At 70.8% G+C, this 24,311-nt stretch carries 27 protein-coding genes and 1 tRNA gene; 23 read left to right on the top strand and 5 right to left on the bottom strand.

Features of this window, described 5'->3' with window-relative positions; genetic code table 11:
• The first annotated feature begins 2 nt into the window (after positions 1-2).
• From OG393_RS21250 to OG393_RS21225, 6 genes are all read left to right on the top strand, one after another.
• A complete protein-coding gene (locus tag OG393_RS21250) occupies positions 3-1,169 on the top strand; it encodes an acyl-CoA dehydrogenase family protein (protein ID WP_327376261.1) in 1,167 nt (388 codons plus the stop codon).
• 196 nt (positions 1,170-1,365) lie between these two features.
• Positions 1,366-2,214 carry a siderophore-interacting protein gene (locus OG393_RS21245; RefSeq protein ID WP_327376260.1) on the top strand — a complete coding sequence of 283 codons (849 nt, stop codon included), beginning with the start codon at positions 1,366-1,368 and terminating at the stop codon, positions 2,212-2,214.
• 161 nt (positions 2,215-2,375) lie between these two features.
• A complete protein-coding gene (locus tag OG393_RS21240; protein ID WP_327376259.1) occupies positions 2,376-3,821 on the top strand; it encodes a pyridoxal phosphate-dependent decarboxylase family protein in 1,446 nt (481 codons plus the stop codon).
• Positions 3,802-5,073 carry a lysine N(6)-hydroxylase/L-ornithine N(5)-oxygenase family protein gene (locus tag OG393_RS21235; RefSeq protein WP_327376258.1) on the top strand — a complete coding sequence of 424 codons (1,272 nt, stop codon included), beginning with the start codon at positions 3,802-3,804 and terminating at the stop codon, positions 5,071-5,073. Before OG393_RS21240 ends, OG393_RS21235 begins: the two co-directional genes overlap by 20 nt.
• A complete protein-coding gene (locus OG393_RS21230) occupies positions 5,070-5,600 on the top strand; it encodes a GNAT family N-acetyltransferase (protein WP_327376257.1) in 531 nt (176 codons plus the stop codon). Before OG393_RS21235 ends, OG393_RS21230 begins: the two co-directional genes overlap by 4 nt.
• On the top strand, positions 5,597-7,369 hold the full coding sequence (locus OG393_RS21225; protein ID WP_327376256.1) for an IucA/IucC family protein: 1,773 nt from the start codon (positions 5,597-5,599) through the stop codon (positions 7,367-7,369). Before OG393_RS21230 ends, OG393_RS21225 begins: the two co-directional genes overlap by 4 nt.
• A 107-nt stretch (positions 7,370-7,476) precedes the next feature.
• Here OG393_RS21225 and OG393_RS21220 read toward each other — a convergent pair whose 3' ends face one another.
• Complete coding sequence (locus tag OG393_RS21220; protein ID WP_327376255.1) at positions 7,477-9,108, bottom strand: beta-N-acetylhexosaminidase; 1,632 nt, start codon at positions 9,106-9,108, stop codon at positions 7,477-7,479.
• A gap of 186 nt (positions 9,109-9,294) precedes the next feature.
• Here OG393_RS21220 and OG393_RS21215 point away from each other — a divergent pair, with 186 nt between their 5' ends.
• Both OG393_RS21215 and glmS read left to right on the top strand, forming a co-directional pair.
• Positions 9,295-9,570, top strand: coding sequence for a hypothetical protein (locus tag OG393_RS21215; RefSeq protein WP_327376254.1), 276 nt, complete (start codon positions 9,295-9,297; stop codon positions 9,568-9,570).
• A 62-nt stretch (positions 9,571-9,632) separates the two neighbouring features.
• The gene (gene glmS, locus OG393_RS21210) at positions 9,633-11,450 is read left to right on the top strand and encodes a glutamine--fructose-6-phosphate transaminase (isomerizing) (protein WP_327376253.1); all 1,818 of its coding nucleotides are present in this window, start codon (positions 9,633-9,635) and stop codon (positions 11,448-11,450) included.
• A 208-nt stretch (positions 11,451-11,658) separates the two neighbouring features.
• Here the strand turns inward: glmS and OG393_RS21205 are convergent, their stop codons facing one another.
• Together OG393_RS21205 and OG393_RS21200 are read right to left on the bottom strand one after the other, a co-directional pair.
• Positions 11,659-12,231, bottom strand: a complete 573-nt coding sequence (locus tag OG393_RS21205; RefSeq protein ID WP_327376252.1) for a GPR1/FUN34/YaaH family transporter — start codon at positions 12,229-12,231, stop codon at positions 11,659-11,661.
• Positions 12,232-12,394: 163 nt separating this feature from the next.
• Positions 12,395-12,916, bottom strand: coding sequence for a universal stress protein (locus tag OG393_RS21200; RefSeq protein ID WP_327376251.1), 522 nt, complete (start codon positions 12,914-12,916; stop codon positions 12,395-12,397).
• Positions 12,917-13,248: 332 nt separating this feature from the next.
• On the opposite strand from OG393_RS21200, the gene OG393_RS21195 reads away from it, so the two are divergent.
• From OG393_RS21195 to OG393_RS21175, 5 genes are all read left to right on the top strand, one after another.
• A complete protein-coding gene (locus tag OG393_RS21195; protein WP_327376250.1) occupies positions 13,249-13,671 on the top strand; it encodes a hypothetical protein in 423 nt (140 codons plus the stop codon).
• Positions 13,672-14,068: 397 nt separating this feature from the next.
• Positions 14,069-15,232: a helix-turn-helix domain-containing protein gene (locus OG393_RS21190; RefSeq protein ID WP_327376249.1), complete on the top strand. Its 1,164-nt coding sequence runs from the start codon at positions 14,069-14,071 to the stop codon at positions 15,230-15,232.
• Between the two features lie 154 nt (positions 15,233-15,386).
• Entirely contained in the window at positions 15,387-15,989 is a 603-nt protein-coding gene (gene orn, locus OG393_RS21185; RefSeq protein WP_327376248.1) for an oligoribonuclease, read from the top strand.
• A 104-nt stretch (positions 15,990-16,093) separates the two neighbouring features.
• Positions 16,094-16,166 (top strand) — tRNA-His (locus tag OG393_RS21180).
• A 109-nt stretch (positions 16,167-16,275) separates the two neighbouring features.
• The gene (locus OG393_RS21175) at positions 16,276-17,532 is read left to right on the top strand and encodes a tyrosine-type recombinase/integrase (RefSeq protein WP_327376247.1); all 1,257 of its coding nucleotides are present in this window, start codon (positions 16,276-16,278) and stop codon (positions 17,530-17,532) included.
• On the opposite strand, the gene OG393_RS21170 is transcribed toward OG393_RS21175, so the two are convergent.
• Complete coding sequence (locus OG393_RS21170; RefSeq protein ID WP_327376246.1) at positions 17,529-17,744, bottom strand: hypothetical protein; 216 nt, start codon at positions 17,742-17,744, stop codon at positions 17,529-17,531. The two genes, OG393_RS21175 and OG393_RS21170, sit on opposite strands and share 4 nt — an antisense overlap.
• Before the next feature lie 216 nt (positions 17,745-17,960).
• Positions 17,961-18,365, bottom strand: coding sequence for an XRE family transcriptional regulator (locus OG393_RS21165; protein ID WP_327376245.1), 405 nt, complete (start codon positions 18,363-18,365; stop codon positions 17,961-17,963).
• A gap of 267 nt (positions 18,366-18,632) precedes the next feature.
• On the opposite strand from OG393_RS21165, the gene OG393_RS21160 reads away from it, so the two are divergent.
• The 10 genes from OG393_RS21160 (at position 18,633) to OG393_RS21115 (ending at position 24,311) form a co-directional block, all read left to right on the top strand.
• Positions 18,633-18,920, top strand: coding sequence for a helix-turn-helix domain-containing protein (locus tag OG393_RS21160; protein ID WP_327376244.1), 288 nt, complete (start codon positions 18,633-18,635; stop codon positions 18,918-18,920).
• Positions 18,917-19,186, top strand: coding sequence for a helix-turn-helix domain-containing protein (locus tag OG393_RS21155; RefSeq protein WP_327376243.1), 270 nt, complete (start codon positions 18,917-18,919; stop codon positions 19,184-19,186). The genes OG393_RS21160 and OG393_RS21155 overlap by 4 nt, the downstream gene beginning before the upstream one ends.
• A gap of 71 nt (positions 19,187-19,257) precedes the next feature.
• Complete coding sequence (locus OG393_RS21150; RefSeq protein ID WP_327376242.1) at positions 19,258-19,539, top strand: hypothetical protein; 282 nt, start codon at positions 19,258-19,260, stop codon at positions 19,537-19,539.
• On the top strand, positions 19,536-19,994 hold the full coding sequence (locus tag OG393_RS21145) for a hypothetical protein (protein ID WP_327376241.1): 459 nt from the start codon (positions 19,536-19,538) through the stop codon (positions 19,992-19,994). The genes OG393_RS21150 and OG393_RS21145 overlap by 4 nt, the downstream gene beginning before the upstream one ends.
• A gap of 69 nt (positions 19,995-20,063) precedes the next feature.
• Positions 20,064-20,774, top strand: a complete 711-nt coding sequence (locus OG393_RS21140; RefSeq protein ID WP_327376240.1) for a hypothetical protein — start codon at positions 20,064-20,066, stop codon at positions 20,772-20,774.
• Positions 20,764-21,141, top strand: coding sequence for a hypothetical protein (locus tag OG393_RS21135; protein ID WP_327376239.1), 378 nt, complete (start codon positions 20,764-20,766; stop codon positions 21,139-21,141). Before OG393_RS21140 ends, OG393_RS21135 begins: the two co-directional genes overlap by 11 nt.
• 61 nt (positions 21,142-21,202) lie before the next feature.
• On the top strand, positions 21,203-21,661 hold the full coding sequence (locus tag OG393_RS21130; RefSeq protein WP_327376238.1) for a hypothetical protein: 459 nt from the start codon (positions 21,203-21,205) through the stop codon (positions 21,659-21,661).
• Between the two features lie 97 nt (positions 21,662-21,758).
• Positions 21,759-22,586, top strand: coding sequence for a hypothetical protein (locus tag OG393_RS21125; protein ID WP_327376237.1), 828 nt, complete (start codon positions 21,759-21,761; stop codon positions 22,584-22,586).
• Position 22,587: 1 nt separating this feature from the next.
• Positions 22,588-23,619: a recombination directionality factor gene (locus OG393_RS21120; RefSeq protein ID WP_327376236.1), complete on the top strand. Its 1,032-nt coding sequence runs from the start codon at positions 22,588-22,590 to the stop codon at positions 23,617-23,619.
• On the top strand, positions 23,616-24,311 hold the full coding sequence (locus OG393_RS21115; protein WP_327376235.1) for a 3'-5' exonuclease: 696 nt from the start codon (positions 23,616-23,618) through the stop codon (positions 24,309-24,311). The genes OG393_RS21120 and OG393_RS21115 overlap by 4 nt, the downstream gene beginning before the upstream one ends.

Genomic DNA, 24,311 nt, shown 5'->3' with positions numbered 1-24,311 from the left:
CAATGCCCCTCGACCACCGGCTCTCCGAAGAGCACGAGGAACTCCGCCGTACCGTCGAGGAGTTCGCCCACGACGTCGTCGCACCGAAGATCGGCGACTACTACGAGCGCCACGAGTTCCCGTACGAGATCGTCCGTGAGATGGGCCGCATGGGCCTGTTCGGCCTGCCCTTCCCCGAGGAGTACGGCGGCATGGGCGGCGACTACCTCGCGCTGGGCATCGCCCTGGAGGAGCTGGCCCGGGTCGACTCCTCCGTGGCCATCACCCTGGAGGCGGGGGTCTCGCTGGGCGCGATGCCCCTCCACCTCTTCGGCACCGAGGAGCAGAAGCGCGCGTGGCTCCCGCGGATGTGCTCGGGCGAGATCCTGGGCGCGTTCGGCCTGACCGAGCCGGGCGCCGGCTCGGACGCGGGCGGCACCCGCACCACGGCCGTGCGGGACGAGTCCACCGGCGAGTGGGTCGTCAACGGTTCGAAGTGCTTCATCACCAACTCCGGTACGGACATCACGGGTCTGGTCACGGTGACGGCGGTGACCGGCCGCAAGCCCGACGGCCGTCCGCTGATCTCCTCGATCATCATCCCGTCCGGCACGCCCGGCTTCACGGTGGCCGCCCCGTACTCCAAGGTCGGCTGGAACGCCTCCGACACCCGCGAGCTGTCCTTCGACGACGTGCGGGTCCCGGCGGCGAACCTGCTCGGCGAGGAGGGGCGCGGCTACGCGCAGTTCCTCCGCATCCTGGACGAGGGGCGGGTCGCGATCTCGGCGCTGGCGACCGGGCTGGCGCAGGGGTGTGTCGATGAGTCGGTGAAGTACGCGAAGGAGCGGGTGTCCTTCGGCCGGCCGATCGGCGAGTACCAGGCGATCCAGTTCAAGATCGCGGACATGGAGATGCGGGCGCACATGGCGCGCGTCGGCTGGCGTGACGCGGCCTCGCGGCTGGTGCTCGGCGAGCCGTTCAAGAAGGAGGCCGCGCTGGCGAAGCTGTACTCCTCCACGGTGGCGGTGGACAACGCGCGGGAGGCCACGCAGATCCACGGCGGCTACGGCTTCATGAACGAGTACCCGGTGGCCCGGATGTGGCGCGACTCCAAGATCCTGGAGATCGGCGAGGGCACCAGCGAGGTCCAGCGCATGCTGATCGCCCGCGAGTTGGGGCTGCCCGCCTGACGGCGGCTCCTCCCGGCCACGTCCCCGTGCCCGTCGCCCTCCGGGGTGGCGGGCACGGGCGCGTCCGGCGGCGTGCGGATTCCGCACCCCACCCTGACGGAACATGTGAGGTTAGGCTAACCTATCTTTCGATCGCTTCCGTCGGGTCGATCCCCTCGATCGATCCAGCCGTCCGTCCAGAAGGTGGCCCGCCCCGATGACGACCGCTGAGACCGCCCCCTTCCGCTTCTTCGCGCTCCAGGTCGACCGGACGAAGCGGCTCGGCCCGTCCCTGGTCAGGATCACCTTCACCGGGGAGGACCTCGACGCCTTCGCCTCGGGGGGCCGCGACCAGTCGCTGTCGCTCTTCCTCCCGCACCCCGGGCAGCCGGAACCGGTCATGCCGCCGCTGGACACGGACGATCTGTACGCGGTCCTCGGTGCCTGGCGCGCGATGCCCGGCGACGAGCGCGCCGTGATGCGTTCCTACACCGTCAGGGAGCAGCGCTCGCGTCCCGGCGAGTTCGACATCGACTTCGCCCTGCACGAGGACGGCGGCCCCGCGTGCCGCTGGGCCCGGCAGGCGGCGAAGGGCGACCGGGTGGTCGCCCTCGGCCCCGCCGTACCGGTCAACACCGGCGTCCGTTTCCGGCTGCCGGCCGACGCGGACTCGGTGCTGATCTGGGCGGACGAGACAGCCCTGCCGGCGGCCTGCGCGATCCTGGAATGGCTGCCCGCCGACACCCGCGCGCAGGTGTACCTCGAAGTGCCGTACACCGGGGACCGGATGGAGCCGGCGACCGAGGCCGACGCGACGATCACCTGGCTGGTACGCGAGGAGGGCGCCCCGTCCGCCGTGGATGCGGTGCGCGCGGCCGAACTGCCCGGCGCGGCACCGTACGTCTGGATCGCCGGCGAGTCGGGCTCGGTCAAGGAACTGCGCCGCCACCTCGTCCAGGAGCGGCGACTGGACCGCCGCCGGGTCACCTTCGTCGGCTACTGGCGCAAGGGGCTGTCCGAGGACGCCCTGCGGGAGGCGCCGGACGAGGCCGCGGAAGCCGCCTGACCCGCCACCGACACCCGGGGCGCGGCCGGTGCGCCCCGAGGGGGGTGAGGGATCATTGCGCACGCAACTTAGGTTAGGCTAACCTAAGTTTGCTGTCGCCCCTCGCCCCCCTCTCCCCTGTCCGGAGGGAGCGACCGAGTCCCGCATCCGGGAGGATCTGCATGCGCTCGCACCTGCTCAACGACGCCACGGCGGAGAGCTATCGACGCTCCGTCACCGAGGGAGTCGAGCGGGTGGCGGACAGACTCGCCACGACGCGGCGCCCGTTCACGGGTGTCACCCCCGCCGAACTCGCCCCGGCGATCGACGCCGTCGACCTCGACAAGCCCCTGGGAGACACCTCCGCGGCTCTCGACGAACTGGAGAACGTCTACCTCCGCGACGCCGTCTACTTCCACCACCCCCGTTACCTGGGCCACCTCAACTGCCCGGTGGTGATCCCGGCCGTCCTCGGCGAGGCCGTCCTCTCGGCCGTCAACAGCTCGCTCGACACCTGGGACCAGAGCGCCGGCGGCACCCTCATCGAGCGGAAACTGATCGACTGGACCACCGCCCGCATCGGTCTCGGACCGGCCGCGGACGGCGTGTTCACCAGCGGCGGTACCCAGTCCAACCTCCAGGCCCTGCTGCTGGCCCGCGAGGAGTCCGGCACCGCGGACCTGGGCAGACTGCGGATCTTCGCCTCGGAGTGCAGCCACTTCAGCGTCCAGAAGTCCGCCACGCTCCTCGGACTCGGCCGGGACGCCGTCGTCTCCGTCCCCGTCGACCGCGACAAGCGCATGCAGTCGGTCGTCCTCGCCGCCGAACTGGAGACCTGCCGCGCCGAGGGACTGATCCCCATGGCGATCGTCGCCACCGCCGGCACCACGGACTTCGGTTCCCTCGATCCCCTGCCCGAGATCGCCGCCCTGGCCGCCGAGTACGGCGCCTGGATGCACGTGGACGCCGCCTACGGCTGCGGCCTACTCGCCTCGCGCACCCGCCGAAACCTCCTGGACGGCATCGAGCGCGCCGACTCGGTCACCGTCGACTACCACAAGTCCTTCTTCCAGCCGGTCAGTTCCTCCGCCGTCCTGGTCCGCGACCGCCACGCGCTACGGCACGCGACGTACCACGCGGACTATCTCAACCCCCGGCGCAGCGTCGAGGAACTGATCCCCAACCAGGTCGACAAGTCCCTCCAGACGACGCGCCGCTTCGACGCCCTGAAACTGTGGATGACCCTGCGCGTGATGGGCGCCGACGGCGTCGGCCGGCTCTTCGACGAGGTCTGCGACCTGGCCGGGGCCGGCTGGGACCTGCTCCGCCGCGACTCGCGCTTCGAGGTCGTCGTCGAGCCGCGGCTGTCGACCCTCGTCTACCGCTACGTCCCCGAGGCCGTGACCTCCCCCGCCGAGATCGACCGGGCCAACCTCCACGCCCGCAAGGCGCTGTTCGCCTCGGGCGAGGCCGTCGTCGCCGGAACGAAGGTCGACGGCCGCCAGTACCTGAAGTTCACCCTGCTCAACCCCGAGACGACCGTGGCCGACATCGCCGCCGTCCTCGATCTGATAGCCGGCCACGCCGAGCAGTACCTGGGAGAGAACCTTGTCCACGCAGCCTCTTGATCTCATCGGCATCGGGCTCGGTCCGTTCAATCTCGGGCTCGCCTGCCTGACGGAGCCCATCGACGAACTGAACGGCCTCTTCCTGGAGTCGAAGCCGGACTTCTCATGGCACTCGGGCATGTTCCTCGAAGGCGCCCACCTCCAGACCCCGTTCATGTCCGACCTGGTCACCATGGCCGACCCGACCTCGCCGTACTCCTTCCTCAACTACCTCAAGGAGAAGGGGCGGCTGTACTCCTTCTACATCCGCGAGAACTTCTACCCGCTGCGGACGGAGTACGACGACTACTGCCGCTGGGCGGCCGGAAAGCTCTCCTCCATACGCTTCTCGACCACGGTCACCTCCGTCGCCCACGAGGAGTCCGAGGACCTGTACGTGGTGCGCACCGAGGGCGGAGAAACGTTCCGGGCCCGTCGGATCGTGCTCGGCACGGGCACTCCGCCCCACCTTCCCGAAGCCTGCCGCGGCCTCGGCGGCGACCTGATCCACAACTCGGCCTACCTGCCGAACAAGGCGGCCCTCCAGGCCAAGAAGTCGATCACCCTGGTCGGCAGCGGCCAGAGCGCGGCCGAGATCTACTACGACCTCCTCTCCGAGATCGACGTCCACGGCTACCGGCTGAACTGGATCACCCGCTCCCCGCGCTTCTTCCCGCTGGAGTACACCAAGCTCACCCTGGAGATGACCTCGCCGGAGTACGTGGACTACTTCCACGCCCTGCCCGAGGAGACCCGCTACCGCCTGGAGAGCGGGCAGAAGAGCCTCTTCAAGGGCATCGACGGCGCCCTGATCGACGCCGTCTTCGACCTGCTGTACCAGAAGAACCTGGTGGGCCCGGTCCCCACCCGCCTGCTCACCAACTCCGCCCTCCGCTCCGCCGCGTACGACGCCACGGACGGCACGTACACCCTGGGCTTCCACCAGGAGGAGCAGCGGAAGGACTTCACCGTGGAGACCGAGGGCCTGATCCTCGCCACCGGCTACCGCTACACCGTCCCCGCCTTCCTGGAGCCGCTGCGCGACCGGATCACCTGGGACGGCCGGGGCCGCTTCGACGTGGCGCGCAACTACGCGGTCGACACGACCGGCCGGGGCGTCTTCCTGCAGAACGCCGGTGTGCACACCCACTCCGTCACCTCGCCCGACCTGGGCATGGGCGCGTACCGCAACGCCCGCATCATCGCGGAGATGCTGGGCCGCGAGCACTACCCCGTCGAGAAGACCATCGCGTTCCAGGAGTTCGCCGTATGACCGTCAGCTTCCGCCCCCTCGACCCGACGGCCGACGCCGAACTGGTCCACACCTGGGTCACCCATCCCAAGTCCGCCTTCTGGATGATGGGGGACGCGCGGCTCCAGGACGTGGAGCGCGCGTACATGGCGATAGCCGCGCACCCGCACCACGACGCGTTCATCGGCCTGGCCGACGGCGAGCCCGCCGTCCTCATGGAGCGCTACGACCCCCGGCACGTGGAACTGGCCGGCCTGTACGCACCGCGGCCCGGGGACGTCGGCATGCACTTCCTGGTCGCCCCCACCGACAAGCCCGTCCACGGCTTCACCCGCGGGGTGATCACCGCCGTGATGCGGGAGCTGTTCGCCGACCCGGCGACCGCGCGGGTCGTCGTCGAGCCGGACGTGCGCAACACGGCCGTCCACGCGCTCAACGAGGCCGTCGGTTTCGTGCCGGAGCGCGAGATCCAAAAGCCGGAGAAGCGGGCACTGCTCAGCTTCTGCACCCGCGAGCAGTTCGACGCCGCCGTAGGAGCCGCCCCGTGAACCCCGTCGCCCACCTCACCCCCGCACGCTGGGCCGACGCCAACCGGGCACTGATCCGCAAGGGCCTGGCCGAGTTCGCCCACGAACGGCTGATCGACCCGCAGGAGCTCGGCGAGGACCGCTACCGGGTACTCGGCGACGACGGCGCCACCGAGTACCGCTTCACCGCCGACCGCTTCGCGCTCGACCACTGGCAGGTCCGTCCCGAGTCCGTCAGCTGCCACCGCGACGGCGAACAGCTCCCGCTCGACGCGCTCCGCTTCATCACCGAGCTGCGCGGCGCGCTGGGGCTGAGCGACGAGGTCCTGCCCGTGTACCTGGAGGAGATCTCCTCCACCCTGGCCGGGACGGCCTTCAAGGCGAGCAAGCCGCTCGTCCCGGCGGCCGTGCTGGCGCGCGCCGGCTTCCAGGCGATCGAGACCGGGATGACCGAAGGCCATCCCTGTTTCGTCGCCAACAACGGCCGGCTCGGCTTCGGCGTGGACGAGTTCCGCGCGTACGCCCCGGAGGCGGCGAGCGAGGTCCGCCTGATCTGGCTGGCGGCGCACCGTGACCGCGCCACCTTCACCGCCGGCGCCGGTCTCGCCTACGAGACCTTCGTCCGGGACGAGCTGGGCGACCGGGCCGTCGAAGGCTTCGCCGCCACGCTCACCGGGCGGGGCCTGGACCCGGCCGACTACCTGCTGATCCCGGCGCACCCCTGGCAGTGGTGGAACAAACTGTCGGTCACCTTCGCCGCCGAGGTCGCCCAGGAGCGGCTGGTCTACCTGGGCGAGGGCGACGACGCCTATCTGGCGCAGCAGTCCATCCGGACCTTCTTCAACACCTCCGCGCCGGAGAAGCACTATGTCAAGACGGCCCTGTCCGTGCTCAACATGGGCTTCATGCGAGGGCTCTCGGCCGCCTACATGGAGGCCACCCCGGCGATCAACGACTGGCTGGCCGGGTTGGTCGAGGCCGACCCCGTCCTGAAGGCGGCCCGCTTCTCGATCATCCGCGAGCGGGCGGCGGTCGGCTACCGGCACCTGGAGTACGAGGCCGCCACCGACCGGTACTCCCCCTACCGCAAGATGCTCGCCGCGCTCTGGCGCGAGTCGCCGGTGGCGTCCCTGGAGCCGGGCGAGCGGCTCGCCACGATGGCCTCGCTGCTCCATGTCGACCACACGGGCGCGTCCTTCGCGGGCGCCCTGATCGAGGGCTCGGGACTCGCCCCCGCGCAGTGGCTGCGCGGCTACCTGGACGCGTACCTGCTTCCGGTGCTGCACAGCTTCTACGCGTACGACCTGGCGTACATGCCGCACGGCGAGAACGTCATCCTGGTGCTCGACGAGCGGGGCGCGGTCGCGCGCGCCGTCTTCAAGGACATCGCCGAGGAGATCTGCGTCATGGACCCGGACGCGGTCCTGCCGCCGGCGGTGGAGCGGGTCCGCGCCGACGTCCCCGAGGACATGCGGCTGCTCTCGGTCTTCACGGACGTCTTCGACTGCTTCTTCCGGTTCCTGGCGGCCACCCTGGCGGCCGAGGGCGTCCTGGACGAGGACGGCTTCTGGCGGACGGTCGCGGAGTGCGTGCGCGGCTACCAGGAGTCGGTGCCGGAGATGGCGGACAAGTACGCGCGGTACGACATGTTCGCCGAGACCTTCGCGCTGTCCGCCCTCAACCGGCTGCAGCTCCGCGACAACCGGCAGATGGTGGATCTGGCGGACCCGTCCGGGGCCCTCCAGCTCGTCGGCGACCTGGTGAACCCGATCGCGCGGTTCGCCCGATAGACCGGCGCGGGCCGGCGGAGTACGGTCCTGCGCCGGGCCCGCGCCGTTTCCGCCCCGAAGGCCACCCGACAGGCTCTGGGCTTCGCGAAGCTGGGCGGTCGGCCGGGTCACCCGCCGGGCACCGGTCCGACGGGCCAGGGCACCTGGGACGAGCGGTGGTAGTCGATTCCCAGCGCCGCCAGCCGCGGCCCCTGCTCGGCGAGCCGCACCCGGTACGTCTCCCAGTCGTGGGTGGCCGCCGGCGACCAGCCGAGTTCCGCCACGCCCGGCAGCCGCGGGAACGCCATCCGGTCGAGCTGCGCGTCCGTCGCGATCCGCTCCGTCCACAGCGGCGCCTCGACCCCTCGCACCGCCGACTCCGGCACGCCCGGCAGATACGCCCCGGGGTCCCAGTCGTAGGACCGGCGCACGTCGACGTAGCCCGCCCAGGTGTGCCCCAGCGGGGTGTCCGCGGTGTACTTCATGTCGAGGTAGACCCGGTCTGCGGGCGAGAGGACCAGCCCGGTGCCGTTCCGCGCGGCGAGGGCCACCCGCTCCTTCTCCGCCGCCGGGGAACGGTCGAGGCCCCAGTACTGGACGAGGGCCCCCGGCGCCGGTACGGCGCCGGTCAGCTGGTGCCAGCCGATCACGGACTTGCCGTACTTCGCGACGATGCGCTGCGCGCGGTCCATGAAGGCCACGTAGTCGGCGTGGCCGGTGGAGTGCGCCTCGTCGCCGCCGATGTGGAGGTGACGGCCGGGGGTGAGGGCGGCGAGCTCCCGGATCACGTCGTCCACGAAGTCGTATGTCCTGGGCTCGGCCACGCACAGCGAGCTGAAGCCCACCGAGGTGCCGGTGTAGAGCGGCGGGGCCACTCCGTCGCAGTTGAGTCCGGGATAGGAGGCGAGCGCCGCGTTGCTGTGCCCGGGCATGTCGATCTCGGGGACGACCTCCTGGTAGCGGGAGGCCGCGTAGCGGACGATCTCCCGGTAGTCGTCCTTGGTGTAGTGGCCGCCCGGGCCGCCGCCGACCTGGGTGGAGCCGCCGTGGGTGGCGAGGCGGGGCCAGGAGTCGACGGCGATCCGCCAGCCCTGGTCGTCCGAGAGGTGCAGATGCAGCTTGTTGATCTTGTAGACGGCGAGCCGGTCGATGTAGCGCTTGACCTGGGCCACGGTGAAGAAGTGGCGGGAGACGTCGAGCATCGCGCCCCGGTACGCGAAGCGCGGGACGTCGGTGACGGCGCCCCCGGCCACCGTCCAGGGACCGGGCCGCACGGTGTCCCGCTCCACCTCGGCCGGCAGTTGCTGGCGCAGGGTCTGGACGCCGTGGAAGAGCCCGGCGGGCCCGCGGGCCGTCAGGGTGACGCCGCCGGGCCCGGACTCCAGCCGGTAGCCCTCGTCGCCGAGCGCGGCGTCGGCGGGGCGCAGCCGCAGCAGGATGCCGCCGCGCGCCGCCGCCGCGTCGACGACGGGCAGCGGGAAGCCCGTGGAGGGGCGCAGGACGCCGGCGAGGTAGTGGCCGACGGCGCGGGCCGCACGGTGGCCCCGGTCGACCCGGATGCGGGTGGCGGCGGTGAGCGTGTAGGGCGGTCCGCCGGGGGTGACGGAGGCGGGCGCCGGGACGATCCGGCCGAGCGGCCGGGGCGCGGAGGACAGGGTGGCGGAGGCGACGGACGGGGCTGCCCCGGCGGCCGGGGCACCGGCCGCGGCGAGCAGGAGCAGGGCGCCGAGAAGACGCGGAGACGTTCTGAGCCGGTGCACGGGCGTGGTCCCCTTCGACGGGCCGGCGGGCGCGGGGTGTACCCCACGGTCACCATGCGTACCGCGGCACCCGCCGGACGGCAAGGTATGGACCAAGGGGCCCTTGAAGGCCCCGATCAGGCCCACCCTGCCCGATATCGGGCAGGATTCTTGCGGAGAGAGGTCGGAACCCCTCAATATGCACGAGTGCTCGATCGCCGCCCGTCCCATGACGACCTCATCGACCACCTGGTGCGCAGCACCGCGCTCCAGCGCGGGGAGGCCGCCCGGGTGGTGCTCGACGTGCTGGCGTACTTCGACGAGCCGGCCGAGGAATTCGTCCGCCGCCGCCACCGTGAACTGCAGTCCGGTGGGGCCGTGAACGCGGAGATCTTCGAACGCATCGCGGCGGAACTGCCGCACCGCGCCGTGGCTCCGCCGGAGCTCTCGCTCCGCCAGCTGCGGCGCATCGTCTACGGCTGAACCGGCCTTCCGGTTCGTCCACGCCCGAGCACACACCCACAACCTGGAGGGGTTCAGACCTCATGTGCGGAATCGTCGGTTACATCGGAAAGCGCGACGTCGCCCCGCTGCTGCTGGAGGGCCTGCAGCGGCTGGAGTACCGGGGGTACGACTCCGCCGGCATCGTGATCACCAGCCCGAAGGCCGCCGGCCTGAAGATGGTGAAGGCCAAGGGCCGGGTGCGTGACCTGGAGGCCCGCGTGCCCAAGCGCTTCTCCGGCACCACCGGCATCGCCCACACCCGCTGGGCCACCCACGGCGCCCCCAGCGACGTCAACTCGCACCCGCACCTCGACCCCGAGAACAAGGTCGCCGTCGTCCACAACGGCATCGTCGACAACGCCGCGGAGCTGCGCGCCAAGCTGGAGGCCGACGGCGTCGTCTTCGCGTCGGAGACGGACACCGAGGTCATCACCCACCTGATCGCCCGCTCCCAGGCCACCACCCTGGAGGAGAAGGTCCGCGAGGCGCTCAAGGTCATCGAGGGCACCTACGGCATCGCCGTGATGCACGCCGATTTCAACGACCGCATCGTGGTGGCCCGCAACGGCTCCCCGGTCGTCCTCGGCATCGGCGAGAAGGAGATGTTCGTCGCCTCCGACGTCGCCGCGCTGATCGCCCACACCCGCCAGGTGGTCACCCTGGACGACGGCGAGATGGCCACCCTCAAGGCCGACGACTTCCGCACGTACACCACCTCGGGCGCGTCCACGACCGCCACCCCGGAGACGGTCGAGTGGGAGGCCGCCTCCTACGACATGGGCGGCCACGACACCTACATGCACAAGGAGATCTCCGAGCAGCCCGACGCGGTCGACCGCGTGCTGCGCGGCCGGATCGACGACCGCTTCTCCACCGTCCACCTCGGCGGCCTCAACCTGGACGCGCGCGAGGCCCGCGGCATCCGCCGCATCAAGATCCTCGGCTGTGGCACCTCGTACCACGCCGGCCTGATCGGTGCCGGGCTGATCGAGTCCATGGCCCGCATCCCCGCCGACGCCGAGCCGGCCTCCGAGTTCCGCTACCGCAACCCGGTCGTGGACCCCGACACCCTCTACATCGCCGTCTCCCAGTCCGGCGAGACGTACGACGTGCTGGCCGCCGTCCAGGAGCTGAAGCGCAAGGGCGCCCGCGTCCTCGGCGTGGTCAACGTCGTCGGCTCGGCGATCGCCCGCGAGGCCGACGGCGGCATGTACGTGCACGCCGGTCCGGAGGTCTGCGTGGTCTCCACCAAGTGCTTCACCAACACCGTCGTCGCCTTCGCGCTGCTCGCCCTGCACCTGGGCCGCATCCGCGACCTGTCGGTCACCGACGGCAAGCGGATCATCGAGGGCCTGCGCAGGCTCCCCGCGCAGATCAGCGAGATCCTGGAGTCCGAGGGCGACATCGAGAGGCTCGCACGGGAGTACGCGGGCGCCCAGTCGATGATGTTCATCGGCCGGGTGCGCGGCTACCCGGTCGCGCTGGAGGCGTCCCTGAAGCTCAAGGAGATCTCCTACATCCACGCCGAGGCGTACCCCGCCTCCGAGCTGAAGCACGGCCCGCTCGCACTGATCGAGCCGGCCCTGCCGACGGTCGCGATCGTCCCCGACGACGACCTGCTGGAGAAGAACCGCGCCGCCCTGGAGGAGATCAAGGCCCGCAGCGGCCGCATCCTCGCGGTCGCCCACCAGCACCAGGAGAAGGCCGACCACACCATCGTCGTGCCGAAGAACGAGGACGAGCTGGACCCGATCCTGATGGGCATCCCCCTCCAGCTCTTCGCGTACCACACGGCACTCGCCATGGGCCGCGACATCGACAAGCCGCGCAACCTGGCCAAGTCCGTCACGGTCGAGTAGCGGCCCGGAAGGGCCGCCCCCGGCGACCTGTTCGCGTCCGGGCACCCGCCGGTCCGGCCGCCCGGACGCGAACGGTCCCCGCGCACGCCACCCATGCGCGGGGACCGCTTCCATGGGGCCGGTTCACCCCCGGAGGGGCGCGGGCGGGCCGCCCGCTCACCGGCCCCGGGTCGCGCCACCCCGAGCGGGGCGCGACCCCGTAGCCGCGTCAGCCGGTGGCCGTCACTCCCCGGCGTCCCGCGGCGCGTCCGAGCGAGGTCGGCCAGTCGGCCACCGCCGCCGTCGCGCGGTACCAGGCGGCGAGACCGGCGACCGCGGCGACCCAGCCGCCCGCCTTGGCGAGCCCTCCGTTGCCGGCGAGCGCGCCGATCCCCAGCAGGAGCAGCGCGACGAACAGCAGCCCGTACACGCCCTGCCCGAGCAGCCCACCGCCGGAGGCCGCGAGGGTGAGGGTGAGCGCGAGCAGTGCCCACAGCAGCAGGAAGAGCCCGGCCGCCTCGGACGAGACGGCGGCGCCGCCCACGCCGACACCCCAGGTGAACCAGAAGGCGCCGAGCGCCGAACAGGCCGTCCCCTCGCCGGTGTTGCCCGCCCGCAGGGCGAGCAGGCCGACGAGGAACAGCGTCACCCCGCCGACCCAGGTGGCGAGGCCCGCGGCGTCCGATGCCGCGACGTTGTCGATCACGCCCGTGCTGCCGATGCCGAAGGCCAGCAGGGTCAGTCCGAGGGCGAGATGGCCGAGCGTGGAGGTGGTGTTTCCCGCGGCGACTTCGTTGTCCACGGCGGGCTCCCTTCAGGTACGCAGTCGTGCTGCTTGGGCCGCTGTGCTCCGATGGCACTTATCTACCCTTCACAAGCACACAATTCACCTGAGGGTGGCCAGATTTATTCCATCCAGGCGGAGTTGATGGCCCCTCGCCCGGCGCCGCCGCACCGGCGGCGCGTCAGGGGATGACGACGACGGGCCGCTGGGCGCGCTTCGCGAGCCGGCCGGCCACCGAACCGAAGATCCGGCCGACGATGCCGTGCGTGGATCCCACCACGATCGCGTCGGCCGAGTACTCCCGGCCGACCTCCTCCAGTTCGTGACAGATGTCCCCACCCCGCTCGACGAGGATCCAGGGGACCTCGGTCAGGTAGTCGGCGCAGGCCAGCTCCAGACCGAGCACCTCGGTCCGGTGATCGGGCACGTCCACGAAGACCGGGGGCTCACAGCCGGCCCAGACGGTGGTGGGCAGCCGGTTGGCCACGTGCACGATGATCAGGCCGGACGCCGAGCGCCTGGCCATGCCGATGGCGTAGGCGAGGGCACGCTCACTGGAGGTGGAGCCGTCGAAGCCGACGACCACCCCGTGCCGGAAGGCAGGATCACAGGGGTGGCGTGGCTGTTCCACCGCGAGGGGGTCGACCGTGGAGTCGGCGACGCGCTTGCGGTCCGCGGGTTCGGGGAATTCGTGACCGGCCATCGGTGTCTCGGCGAAGAAGATCCTCGTGGAGGGGACGGAAGAGTACGGCGTACGGAACAACGGTTGGCGGGCGGAGCTGTGTCCGGGAATCATCTTCCCAAGCCCATACCCCCAAGGGTACGGCGACACTCTCCTCCTGCCCAGAGACGGCCATGCCACACGCGACCGCCTCACGGCATTCCAGGGAGCATGCACGAGCCCGTCCCGATATGGCAATGCCGGATGTGCCCTACAGGTGTCCCCGCACGCGGCCGAACGGACGCGCTCCGTAGTGACCGGAACCTTCCGTTCCTCGTTGCCACAGGTCCAGCCACCGATCAGGGAGCCCGCCCGTGCCCGCACCACCGGCCACCACCCCCCAGTCCGCCGCGGCCCCCGGCCGACACCCGAGCCTGCGCCGGACGGCACCACCCTCCGCGGGGCCGGGCGCACCGGGCGGGAGCGCGGTGCCGCCGGACGGGCCGGGCGGCCGGGACCGGGCGGGCACGGCGGCCGGGGACGCCACGGAGGACGTCGTCGGGTGGGCCGCCTTCTGCTGCGTCCTCGTCCCCGTGGTCCTCGTCGTCTACGGCACCTCACTGGGCGGGGCCGCCGGCGCGGCCCTCGGCCTCGCGGCGGTGACGGCGGCCTGCCGCTTCCTGCTGCGACGCTCGGAGCGTGGCCTGCGCGCCGAGAGGGAGAACCCGGGCGGCCGACAGCCTCGGACCGGCGCGTACTTCCGGGAGCGGGAGCCCGACGGGGAGCGGCGCAGCTGACGCCATCACCCCGGAGCTGACAAGGTCGCACAGACGCACCCGTATGTTTTCAGCCAACTTCCCGACACCGGCGTGTCTTTGGCGGAACGTCTCTTCAACCCTTGCGCCACCAGGGGGGAAAGCCCTGCGCCAGGCGCGCACACCGCCTGCGGACGGGCCATACGTGAGCCACGGGTCTCCCCGCACGACCCACGAGCGGAACACTTCGTGATCGAATGCTTCACGCCAAGTGGCCATGTCGACAATGTGCCGGTTGGAGAACTTGTCACTCCGGCGGTGCCGGACACAGTAGATTCGATCATGGGTATCGAAGACTGGGGTCTCGTGCAAAACCAAGGGGAAAAGTGCAGGAGCGACAGGACCAGGGAGACGCGAACACCGAGGGGGGCTTAGCGTCATGAGCCAGGACTCCGCCGCACCGGAGGCCGCACGGAAACTGTCCGGGCGCCGCCGTCGCGAAGTCGTCGCGGTGCTGCTGTTCAGCGGTGGCCCCATCTTCGAGAGTTCCATCCCGCTCTCCGTGTTCGGCATCGACCGACAGGACGCGGGCGTGCCGCGCTACCGGCTGCTCGTCTGCGCCGGCGAGGAGGGTCCGCTGCGGACCACCGGCGGGCTGGAACTCACCGCGCCGTACGGCCTGGACGCGATCAGCCGGGCCGGAACCGTCGTGGTGCCGGCCTGGCGGTCGATCACCTCGCCGCCGCCGCCGGAAGCGCTCGACGCGCTGCGCCGGGCACACGAAGAGGGGGCCAGGATCGTCGGACTGTGCACGGGAGCGTTCGTGCTCGCCGCCGCCGGTCTGCTCGACGGACGGCCGGCCACCACACACTGGATGTACGCGCCCACGCTCGCCAAGCGCTACCCGTCGGTCCACGTGGACCCGCGGGAGCTCTTCGTCGACGACGGGGACGTGCTGACATCGGCCGGCACCGCGGCCGGAATCGATCTCTGTCTGCACATCGTGCGGACCGACCACGGCACGGAGGCAGCGGGTGCACTGGCGCGCCGGCTGGTCGTCCCGCCGCGGCGCAGCGGCGGTCAGGAGCGCTACCTCGACAGGTCTTTACCCGAGGAGATCGGCGCCGACCCGCTCGCGGAGGTCGTCGCCTGGGCACTGGAGCACCTCCACGAGCAGTTCGACGTGGAGACGCTCGCGGCCCGCGCGTACATGTCCCGGCGGACCTTCGACCGGAGGTTCCGCTCGCTGACGGGCTCGGCCCCGCTCCAGTGGCTGATCACTCAGCGGGTGCTGCAGGCGCAGCGCCTGCTCGAGACCTCCGACTACTCGGTCGACGAGGTCGCGGGCCGGTGCGGCTTCCGCTCGCCGGTGGCCCTGCGCGGCCACTTCCGGCGGCAGCTCGGCTCCTCTCCGGCGGCCTACCGGGCCGCCTACCGGGCCCGGCGCCCGCAGGGTGACGCGGCGACCTCGGTCCTGGAGCCGGTCGTGCCCGCGCAGGCGACGGCACGGCGCGCGCCCGGGGCCCCGGAGCCGGGCAGCAAGCCCCACCCGGACGCCTACGCCTCCGGACGTCCGGCTCTGCCGGGCCAGCGCACCCCCTGAGGGGACGCGTCCGCAAGACCGCGCGCCACAAGCCGCGCAGCCCAGACCGACGGGCGCCAGGGGACACCACCCCGGGCGCCCGTCGGCGTACGAAGGGCGGTGTCCGAGGTGCCGTGCGGGGTCCGATCCACAGGCCACCCCCTAAGGTGGACGCATGAACGATCGCATGGTGTGGATCGACTGCGAGATGACCGGGCTCTCGCTGACGGACGACGCACTCATCGAGGTGGCCGCACTGGTCACCGACTCGGAACTGAACGTGCTCGGCGACGGTGTGGACATCGTGATCCGCCCGCCGGACTCGGCCCTGGAGACCATGCCGGAGATCGTGCGGCAGATGCACACCAGCTCGGGCCTGCTCGACGCGCTGGCCGACGGCACCACGCTCGCCGACGCCGAGGCCCAGGTCCTGGCGTACGTCCGCGAGCACGTGAAGGAGCCCCGCAAGGCGCCCCTGTGCGGAAACTCGGTCGGCACCGACCGCGGCTTCCTCGCCCGCGACATGTCGGCGCTGGAGGAGTACCTCCACTACAGGATCGTCGATGTCTCCTCGGTCAAGGAGCTGGCCCGGCGCTGGTACCCGAGGGCGTACTTCAACAGCCCGGAGAAGAGCGGAAACCACCGGGCGCTCGCCGACATCCGCGAGTCCATCGCCGAGCTGCGCTACTACCGCGAGGCGGTCTTCGTCCCGCAGCCCGGCCCCGACTCGGACACCGCGAAGAGGATCGCCGCGCGCCACGTCCTGCCCGCGGAATGAGACGCCGCTCGCGCTCGCCGTGAATGCGGGCGCGAGCACCCGTCGGGACCCTGTAGACTTCTTCTCGGCCGGTCGGGGAAACCTCAGGGAAACCCCCGGTCATGGTGGGTATAGCTCAGATGGTAGAGCACCTGGTTGTGGTCCAGGATGTCGCGGGTTCGAGTCCCGTTACTCACCCTGAATGATCAAGGGCTGGCCTGTGAGAACAGGTCAGCCCTTCGTCGTGCTCGAATCCTTGGGAACACAACGGGAACACAATGCCATCCGCCGGTCGTATCGTCGGGCCATGGCGAGCATCGTGGAACGGCCCAAGAAGGACGGCACCTGCACCTTCCAGGTGAAGTGGCGCCAGGACGGCACATGGCAGACGGAGAACTTCGGCGAGCGCCCGGCGGCCGATCAGTTCAAGGGCCTCGTGGAGGCTCACGGTGGCCGCTGGCCGCACGGCTGGGTACGCGGCGAAGGCTTCGTCGAGCAGCCGAAGACTCCCGGCGACATGCCCCTCGTGGCCTACGCAAGCCGCTACGTCGACCGACTCACCGGCATCGACGACCGGACCCGCGAGGACTACCACCGCGAGATCCGCATCCACTTCTCTCTGATCAAGCACCTCGACCCGGCCGGCGTGGAACGCGAGGCGACGATCTGCACCCTCACCCAGGACGACGTGTCCGACTGGGTGCGCACAGAGGAGGACGGCGAACGGGACCCTGACGACCCAGAGAAGTGGCTGCGCCGCGAGGCCGACCCCAAGTCCATCCGCAACCGCCACGGGCTCCTCTACTGCGTCGTCCAGGCCGCCGTGGAGGCCGAGCCGCAGCTCCGCACGAAGAACTGCTGCGCCAAGACCCGACTCCCCCGCGTGGACGACCACACGGACGAGGAGATGACTTTCCTGGAGCGCGACGAGTACCAGCGAATCGCCGCGGAGATCACCGACCCGGACGCCCGGGACCTGGCTGACTGGCTCGTCGGCACCGGGATGCGGTGGAGCGAGGCAGCGGCGCTGAAGGTGTCCGACCTGAACCTGACTGGCGACCGGCCGTCAGCAAGCATCCAGCGGGCGTGGAAGAAGGCGAAGAAAGGCGCACCAGGCGGGGCGTACTACCTGGGGCCGCCGAAGACGAAGAAGGCGAGGCGCCTGCTGCGTCTCGCGCCGGCGCAGGTGGAGTTGGTGCGGCGGCACGTGGCCGGGCGAAAGCCGGATGACTACGTGTTCCGGGCCGCGATGGGCGGGGCCTGGCGGCACGCGAACTACTACAACCGAAAATGGCTGCCCGCGGTGCAGAAGGCGATGGAGAAGGGGCTGCCGAAGCGGCCCCGGCTTCATGACCTTCGGCACACGCATGTGTCGTGGCTGATCGCTGCGCGGATCCCTCTGCCGGCGATTCAAATCCGGCTGGGGCACGAGAGCATTCAGACGACGGTGGACAGGTACGGGCATCTGGTGCAGGGTCTCGACGACGACATCGCAGTGGCCGTGGAGGCGGTCATGGGGGTGCCGGTGCAGGGTTCGGGGCTGCGGTCGGTGCGCAGCGCCTAGTGCGGGTGACCAGGCGGGGGCTTCTCGTCTGTCAGCGGGTCGAGGAGGTGGTTGTGGGTGATGTTCTCGAAGTGGGCGTTGAACTCTCGGCGGAGGTCGTCGGGCATCTTGTCCTCGCGTACGACCCAGACCACCTCCCCCGCCCTGTCGATGACGGGGACCACCAGGCGGCCCTCTGGCATGGCGTCTGCGGGTGCCACCTCGATGCGCATGCCCGCCAACGACATTCCTTCACTTTCGGCCATGGAACCCCCAAGTGCGCGCGACCCGCATATTCGCTCGTCAGTTCGACTCGGACAGAACATGCAGGCTACCGGACAACCACGCCCCCCAGGCGGATCACCAATGCTGCCACTTTGAACAACTTCTGACTACACCCTGCACGTACACACTACGCAGAGTGCCGGTCATGGCCAAGGACATACGCCTTACTCGGACGGCGCGAAGGTCTCAATCAGGCGGAGCAACTGCTCGCGCTGCTCGGGCGTCATCCGGTCGGCGCGAACGGCGAGTGCGCGCGCCTCACCGCTGACGCTCCACACAGTGTCGATGCCGAAGAACTGCGCGCCGGCCGCATCCTGGATCTTGCCAAGTGGGAGCTCAAGTGCCACGGCGAGGGCCCGGAGTTGCGGGTAGGTCGGCGCGTCGACCGCGAGGCCCTTCCCCAGCTTGTTGACCCAGCTGTACTTGCACAGCGGCTCGCCCGTGGCCGGGTCGACCGTGCGCCCCTCCACACCTCGCAGGCTGAGGCGGAGCTCGGCGCGGCGGTCCCTGACGAGGTCGGATAGATCGGTCCGCCCCGTGAGCGTGGTGGGTCGATCTGCGGTAGCCATAGGGCTCATCCTGCCACTCCGTGTCATGTCATGGGCTGTGGGGTGTCCATGTGACTCGCGGTGCGTATGGCGAAAACCCCCAGGTGGAGCGCATGCGCCATTGCGTGCGCTGAACGGATTGTCCATGAAGAGCAACACCGAGCGCTAGTGGCGCTCGGCTCCTTGGCCGGATCGTCACCGCGCTGTTGTTTCTGATGGACAAAGCGTTCACGGTGTGCCACAGTGGAGTTGTTCACCCAGGACAACACTCCGTTCATGGCGGTAAATGTGATCGCAGACGCACCGAAGTACCGGCTTGTCAGCGCCGATCTGCTTCGCACTCTGATGCAGCGAACCGGCATCGGATCGGCCGTCACCGGCCGACAGCTGGCCCGCGACGTGGGCGTCGCCCACGGCATCATCGGCGAACTCCTCACCGGAGCACGCGACACGGTCTCGGCCACCACCGCCCAGGCCATCGCACAGCGGATCGGAGTCGACCTCCTGATTCTTTTCATCCCCTCCCAGCGTGCCGACTCCAGCACTCCTCACCTCCGCCTCACGGACACGGCATGACACGGCGCTACACGTACCCCGAGGCCGCCGAGGAACTGCGGATCGAAGAGTCCTGGCTCCGGCGCCACATCAAGGAACTTCCGCACTCGAAGAAGGGCCGCGTCGTCACCTTCACAGACGCGGACCTGGATCGCATCGACGCGATCTTCCATCACGAGCCGACGGTTGGCCCCCTCGCCACCGTTCCGGCGTCGGCGGCGGGTCCGCACCCGCTTGCCGCACTTCGGCCGCTTCCCGCGCGGGGCAGTACCCGCCGCATCGGCTGACAGCAAAACGGGGCCGCTCCGTCCGACCGGAACGGCCCCCGGAACCTCACGAAGACAGAAATGAGGACACCGTGGATATCACCCTACCCACCAACATCCCGAGCGGTGATCGGCGCACGGTCCGCGTCGAGTTCACCGCCCCGTCCCGGCCGGTGCCGGTGGCTCTTGTGCTGGTGGACCGTGACGGTGACGTGTGGCGGCAGGCCGGTGTGACCGCGTCGGGTGAGCCGTTGATGGTGTGTGACTCGCCGCAGGCGCCGGAGGACCGGGGCGACGGGCCGTCGTACCCGTGGACGCCGGCCGCGATCGTCGCGTGGTTCTCCCCGGTGCGGACGCTGGGTGGTGCGGTATGAGTATCGACCCGAGGCTGATCGACGCGGCGGCGAAGGTGCTGCGGGATGCGATGGACCGGGGGAATCGGGAGCCGTACTCGCTGGCTTTCGTGCTGGATTCGGTGTGCATGCTCCAGTCCCCGGAGACAGCGGCCGAGCAGCGGCGTACGCAGCTGGCGTGGAGGCTTCGCGCGGCGGAGGCCGAGGCCGAGGTCCAGGAGTGGCGCGTGGTCATGAGCCAGGAGATGGGCCGTCGGCGGCGGGCCGAGGAGGAGCGGGACCGGCTCCAGGCGGAGCGGCACTCGACGAACGAGGCGTTGTCCGATGCGGCCGAGGCGCTGCGGGTGCAGCGCGACCGCATCGCTGTTTTGGAGGCGCGCCTTGGTCGTGAGGCGGAGCAGCGGCACCTGATGGACGCCCTCGACCACCCCTTCGAGCACCTCGCACCGCGCGCGCTGCCGGGGGTGGCGCCGTGATCTGGCTGATCGTTTTCGCCCTCGCCGTCCTCTCTTTCTGGCTCCTCGAACTGCTCCTCGGAGGCACCGATGCCTGACCAGACCACTCCCATCGACCTGACCACGCTCACCCTGTCCCACGGCCAGCACGCGACCCGCACCGATGGTGTGTGCCTGCTGGAAGCTGTCGCCTGGTGGGCGGGCGAGCCCCACGGCGACGCCCCGAAGTGCGTCAGCCCGGTCCTGGGCACTTTCGGCCGCAACCTGAACGACGTCCTGCCGCAGGACATGCGGCAGGAACTGGTGCCGCTGGTGCCGCTGATGGCCGGGACGGCTGGCGACGGGCACGACGAGGCGCGTAGCTACATGGCGCTGGACTGGCTGGTGCGCGTGTATCTGCCGACGTGGCTGGAGGCTGGGGGCCTGGGCGATGCTGCGGCGTCGGTGCGGGGGCTGCCTCGGATTGTGGACTTGGAGTCGGCCGGGCTGGCGGGTCCGGTGGTGCGGGAGGCGCGTGATGTGGCGCGAGCCGCCGGGGCTGTCGCCGGGGCTGTCGCCTGGGTTGCCGCCTGGGCTGCCGCCTGGGACGCCGCCGGGGACGCCGCCAGGGCTGCCGCCAGGGCCGCCGACGGGGACGACCGCGAGAAGCTGCTCCTGGCCGTCGCCGCCGGGGACGCCGCCTGGGCTGCCGCCAGGGCCGCCGACGGGGACGCACTCCAGCCCACCACCGCCACCCTCCAGACCGACGCCATCCGGCTCCTCCACAACATGACCGTCCTCGGAGGCACCAATGCCCGCTGACCGCATGCCCGTCGACGGGCCGTACCGCATCTACGTCGACGCGCTGCCCGCCGGGGTGACGCTCGACCTGTCCCACTACCTCACCTCGGTGCTGTTGAACCTGGCGTCGGCGGCCGAGGAGGACGGTGAGGGCCTGCTCGCCGAGCTGGTCCACATCGCGGAGTGCGCCCGGTCCGCCGCCCACCAGGGCATCGATTCGCATGCGGCGCATGAGCGGGACGAGCGGGTCGCCGATCTGCTGGCCGAGGTCGCGGACGACGGGCGGGTCCCGGTGTACGGGGTGCAGGTGCTGCGTCTCGCGGATCGGCTGCTGTCCCTCGGTGCACTGAAGTCGGTGCCCGCGCAGCAGGACCGGAGGGCGTCGTGACTGGCAACTGCCCAGTGTGCTGCCGCACCTTCGAGGACTGCACGTGCACCGGAGGTGGCGCGTGAGCGAAATCCCCACCACTCCGTGCAAGGACCCGGCGGACACGATCATGGCGGCCATCGCGCACGGCATGACCGGCAACCGCGAGACCGGCCTGAAGCTCCTCGAACCTTTCATCCTCGGCGGGCCCGTCAAGACCGTGTCCATGTGCGCGGCCCTCGCCAGCATGATCGCCCTCAACGCCGACCGACAGAACCCCGGCCATCGCGGCACTTTCGGTTTCGTCCCCATCCACCACGGCGTGCCGACTGACACCAGCGCCATGCCGCCGGGCTGGCGGTTCGCCGCCCAGTTCAGCACCGCGGTGCTGAACGGGCAGCACCAGACCGCCTACGCCCTCTTCGACGCTCTCGTCAGCAAGGAGAGAGACGAGGACGCGATGAACCTCGCGCTGGGGATTCGGGCGCTCTACGACATGGCGGTCGGCTCCGCGCAGCAGCTCCGTGGAGGCACCCGATGAGTCCCGGACCCGCCCGCGGTTGCCTCTACGGCCTGATCGCCTCCGCCGCCCTCTGGGCGCTGATCGCCATCATCCTCATCGCCATCGGGAGAGCACTGTGACCCAGCCCCGCCACGCGCGGGACACCGAGCGGGGCCGCTACTACAGCGACCCCGCCGGCGGCCCCGACCTCGTGTCCGTCACCAACGTCCTCGACACCGCCGTCGCCAAGAAGGCCCTCATCCCGTGGGCCGTCAAGCTGACCGTCGAGCACGTCCTGGACAACCTCTACGACGTCCAGACCCGCATCGACGACGAGCGCCCCGCACTCACCCGCGACATCAAGGCCGTCCACCGCGACGCCAAGGACCGCGCCGCCAACCTCGGCGACCGCGTCCACGCCGCAGCCGAAGCCCACGTCCTCGGCGCCCCCGTCGCAGACGACCCCGAAGTCGCCCCGTACCTGCACCAGCTGAAGCGGTGGCTCGCCTCCTGGGGCGTCGACCTCAACAAGCACATCGAGGCCACCGAGATCACCTGCCTGCACCGGCGCCTTGGCTACGCCGGCACCGCCGATCTGCTGATCTGGCTGCCGACCGGTCCCGGCGGGCGCCTGGAGCTGTGGCTCATCGACTACAAGTCCTCCGCGACCCGTTCCGCCAAGAGCGTCTACCCGGAGAACACGCTGCAGCTCGCCGCGCTCCGCTACTGCGAGACCGTTCTCCTCCCCGACGACACCGACGCCCCGATGCCGCGCATCGAGCGGACCGGCGTCCTGAACCTCCGCGCCCGCTCGCACGCCCTGGTGCCGATGCCGGCCGACCGGTCCGCGCATCGCGCTTTCCGCGGCCTCCTCGAAGGCACCCGCTGGCTGCACGCCGCGCCCTCCTCGTACCCCGCGCTCACAGCCCCGCCGGACGCGCCCAGCACCGGAAAGGCGGCCTGACATGGGCTCCCGCCTCCTCAACACCCAGCGCCGCGCCGCCGAGCACGGCCGGCTCCGCACCGGCTACACCCAGGGCAACCGGCCCGTCCGCTCCGCCACCTGGGTCATCACCTCCCACTCCGAGGACCATGTCCGCACCGCCGCCGAGCTGTGGGGCGGTACCCCGGAGTCGTGGAAGCCGCTGAACTCCACCATCGAGCAGTGGAGGGTCATCACCAAGGCCGCCTCCATCGAGGCCCTGATCACGCCCGGCGACCCGCTCAACCAGTACAACGAGATGTGGTCCAAGGGCGGCTGCCAGCGCCGGTGCGACGGCCAGACCGAACTCCTGACCCGGCAGCCGTGCCTGTGCGCCCGCCAGTTCGGCGACGACTGGCACACCCAGCCCAAGGGCCGCGTCTGCTCCGCCACCTCTCGCCTGAGCGTGATGCTCCCGGACCTGACCGGCATGGGCATGTGGCGGGCCGAGACCCACTCGTTCTACGCCGCGTCGGAGTGGGGCGGCATGGTCGACATGGTCCTCGCCGGAACGAACGGGCAGGGCTTCGTCCCGGTGAACCTGCGGATCGAGCCCCGCCAGGCGGTCCGCAACGGCGAGACGAAAAAATTCCCGGTCGTCGTGGTCGAGCTACGCGGGGTGACCCCGCGGCAGGCGCTGGCCGGCCCGTTGTCGGCCGCGGCTGCGCTGGATCCGGCCGGGGCCCGAGCTGTGGCTGCGATCGAGGCTCCGCGGCCGAACTATCTGGCGCTTGCTGAGGGCGCGCTGTCCTCGGACGACGTCCGCGACGTGTGGCGGCAGGCCGCCGCCGCCGGGCACGTCCATGCGAAGGGCGAGGACCAGCTGTCCAAGGACCTCATGGCCATCGCTGCCCGGAAGGACGTTGAGGAGGTCACCGACGCTGCGGGCGAGGGCTCGTGGGCGGCGGAGGCCGGCCCGGACGAGGACGGCGCCTACGAGGCCGAGGTCGTCGAGGACGACGCCCCGGCCGAGTGGCCCGCCGTCACGGCGCCTGGAGCGGGGGCCCGACGATGAGCTGGCACACCGGCCGCCTGTGCGGCTTCGACCTGGAGACCACCGGCACCGACGTCGAGACCGACCGCATCGTCACCGCCACCGTCGTCCAGGTCGGCGGCGGCCAACCCGTCGCAGCTGCGGACTGGCTCGCCGACCCCAACATCGACATCCCCGAAGGCGCCGCGCAGGTCCACGGCATCACCACCGAAAAGGCCCGCGCCGAGGGCAAGCCCGCCCCGGAGGTCGTCGCCGACATCCTCGCCGCCCTCGGGCAGATCATCGCGGCCGGCATCCCGATTGTGGCGATGAACGCCCGCTACGACCTGACCCTGTTGGACCGCGAGGCCGCCCGCCACGGATTGCCTCCGCTCCTGGCCGGGCCGGTCATCGACCCTCTCGTCCTCGACAAGCACGTCGACCGCTACCGCAAGGGCCTCCGCACCCTGACGGCCCTGTGCGAGCACTACCAGGTCGAACTCGGCGCGGCGCACACCTCGTCCGCGGACGCGCTCGCCGCCTGCCGCGTCGCCTGGCGAATCGGCAACACCCACCCGGCCATCGCGACGCTCCAACTCGCCGAGCTGCACACCGCCCAAGTCGGTTGGGCCGCCGAGCAGGCCACCAGCCTCCAGGCCCACCTCCGCAAGACCGACCCCACCGCGTACTGCGCGCCCGAGTGGCCCCTCATCCCCCGCCAGATCGGAGCCTGA

The organism is Streptomyces sp. NBC_01216, from assembly GCF_035994945.1.
Taxonomy (GTDB): domain Bacteria; phylum Actinomycetota; class Actinomycetes; order Streptomycetales; family Streptomycetaceae; genus Streptomyces.
Note: the sequence above shows the minus strand (reverse complement) of the source record. Positions and strands in the feature narration are given on the sequence as shown.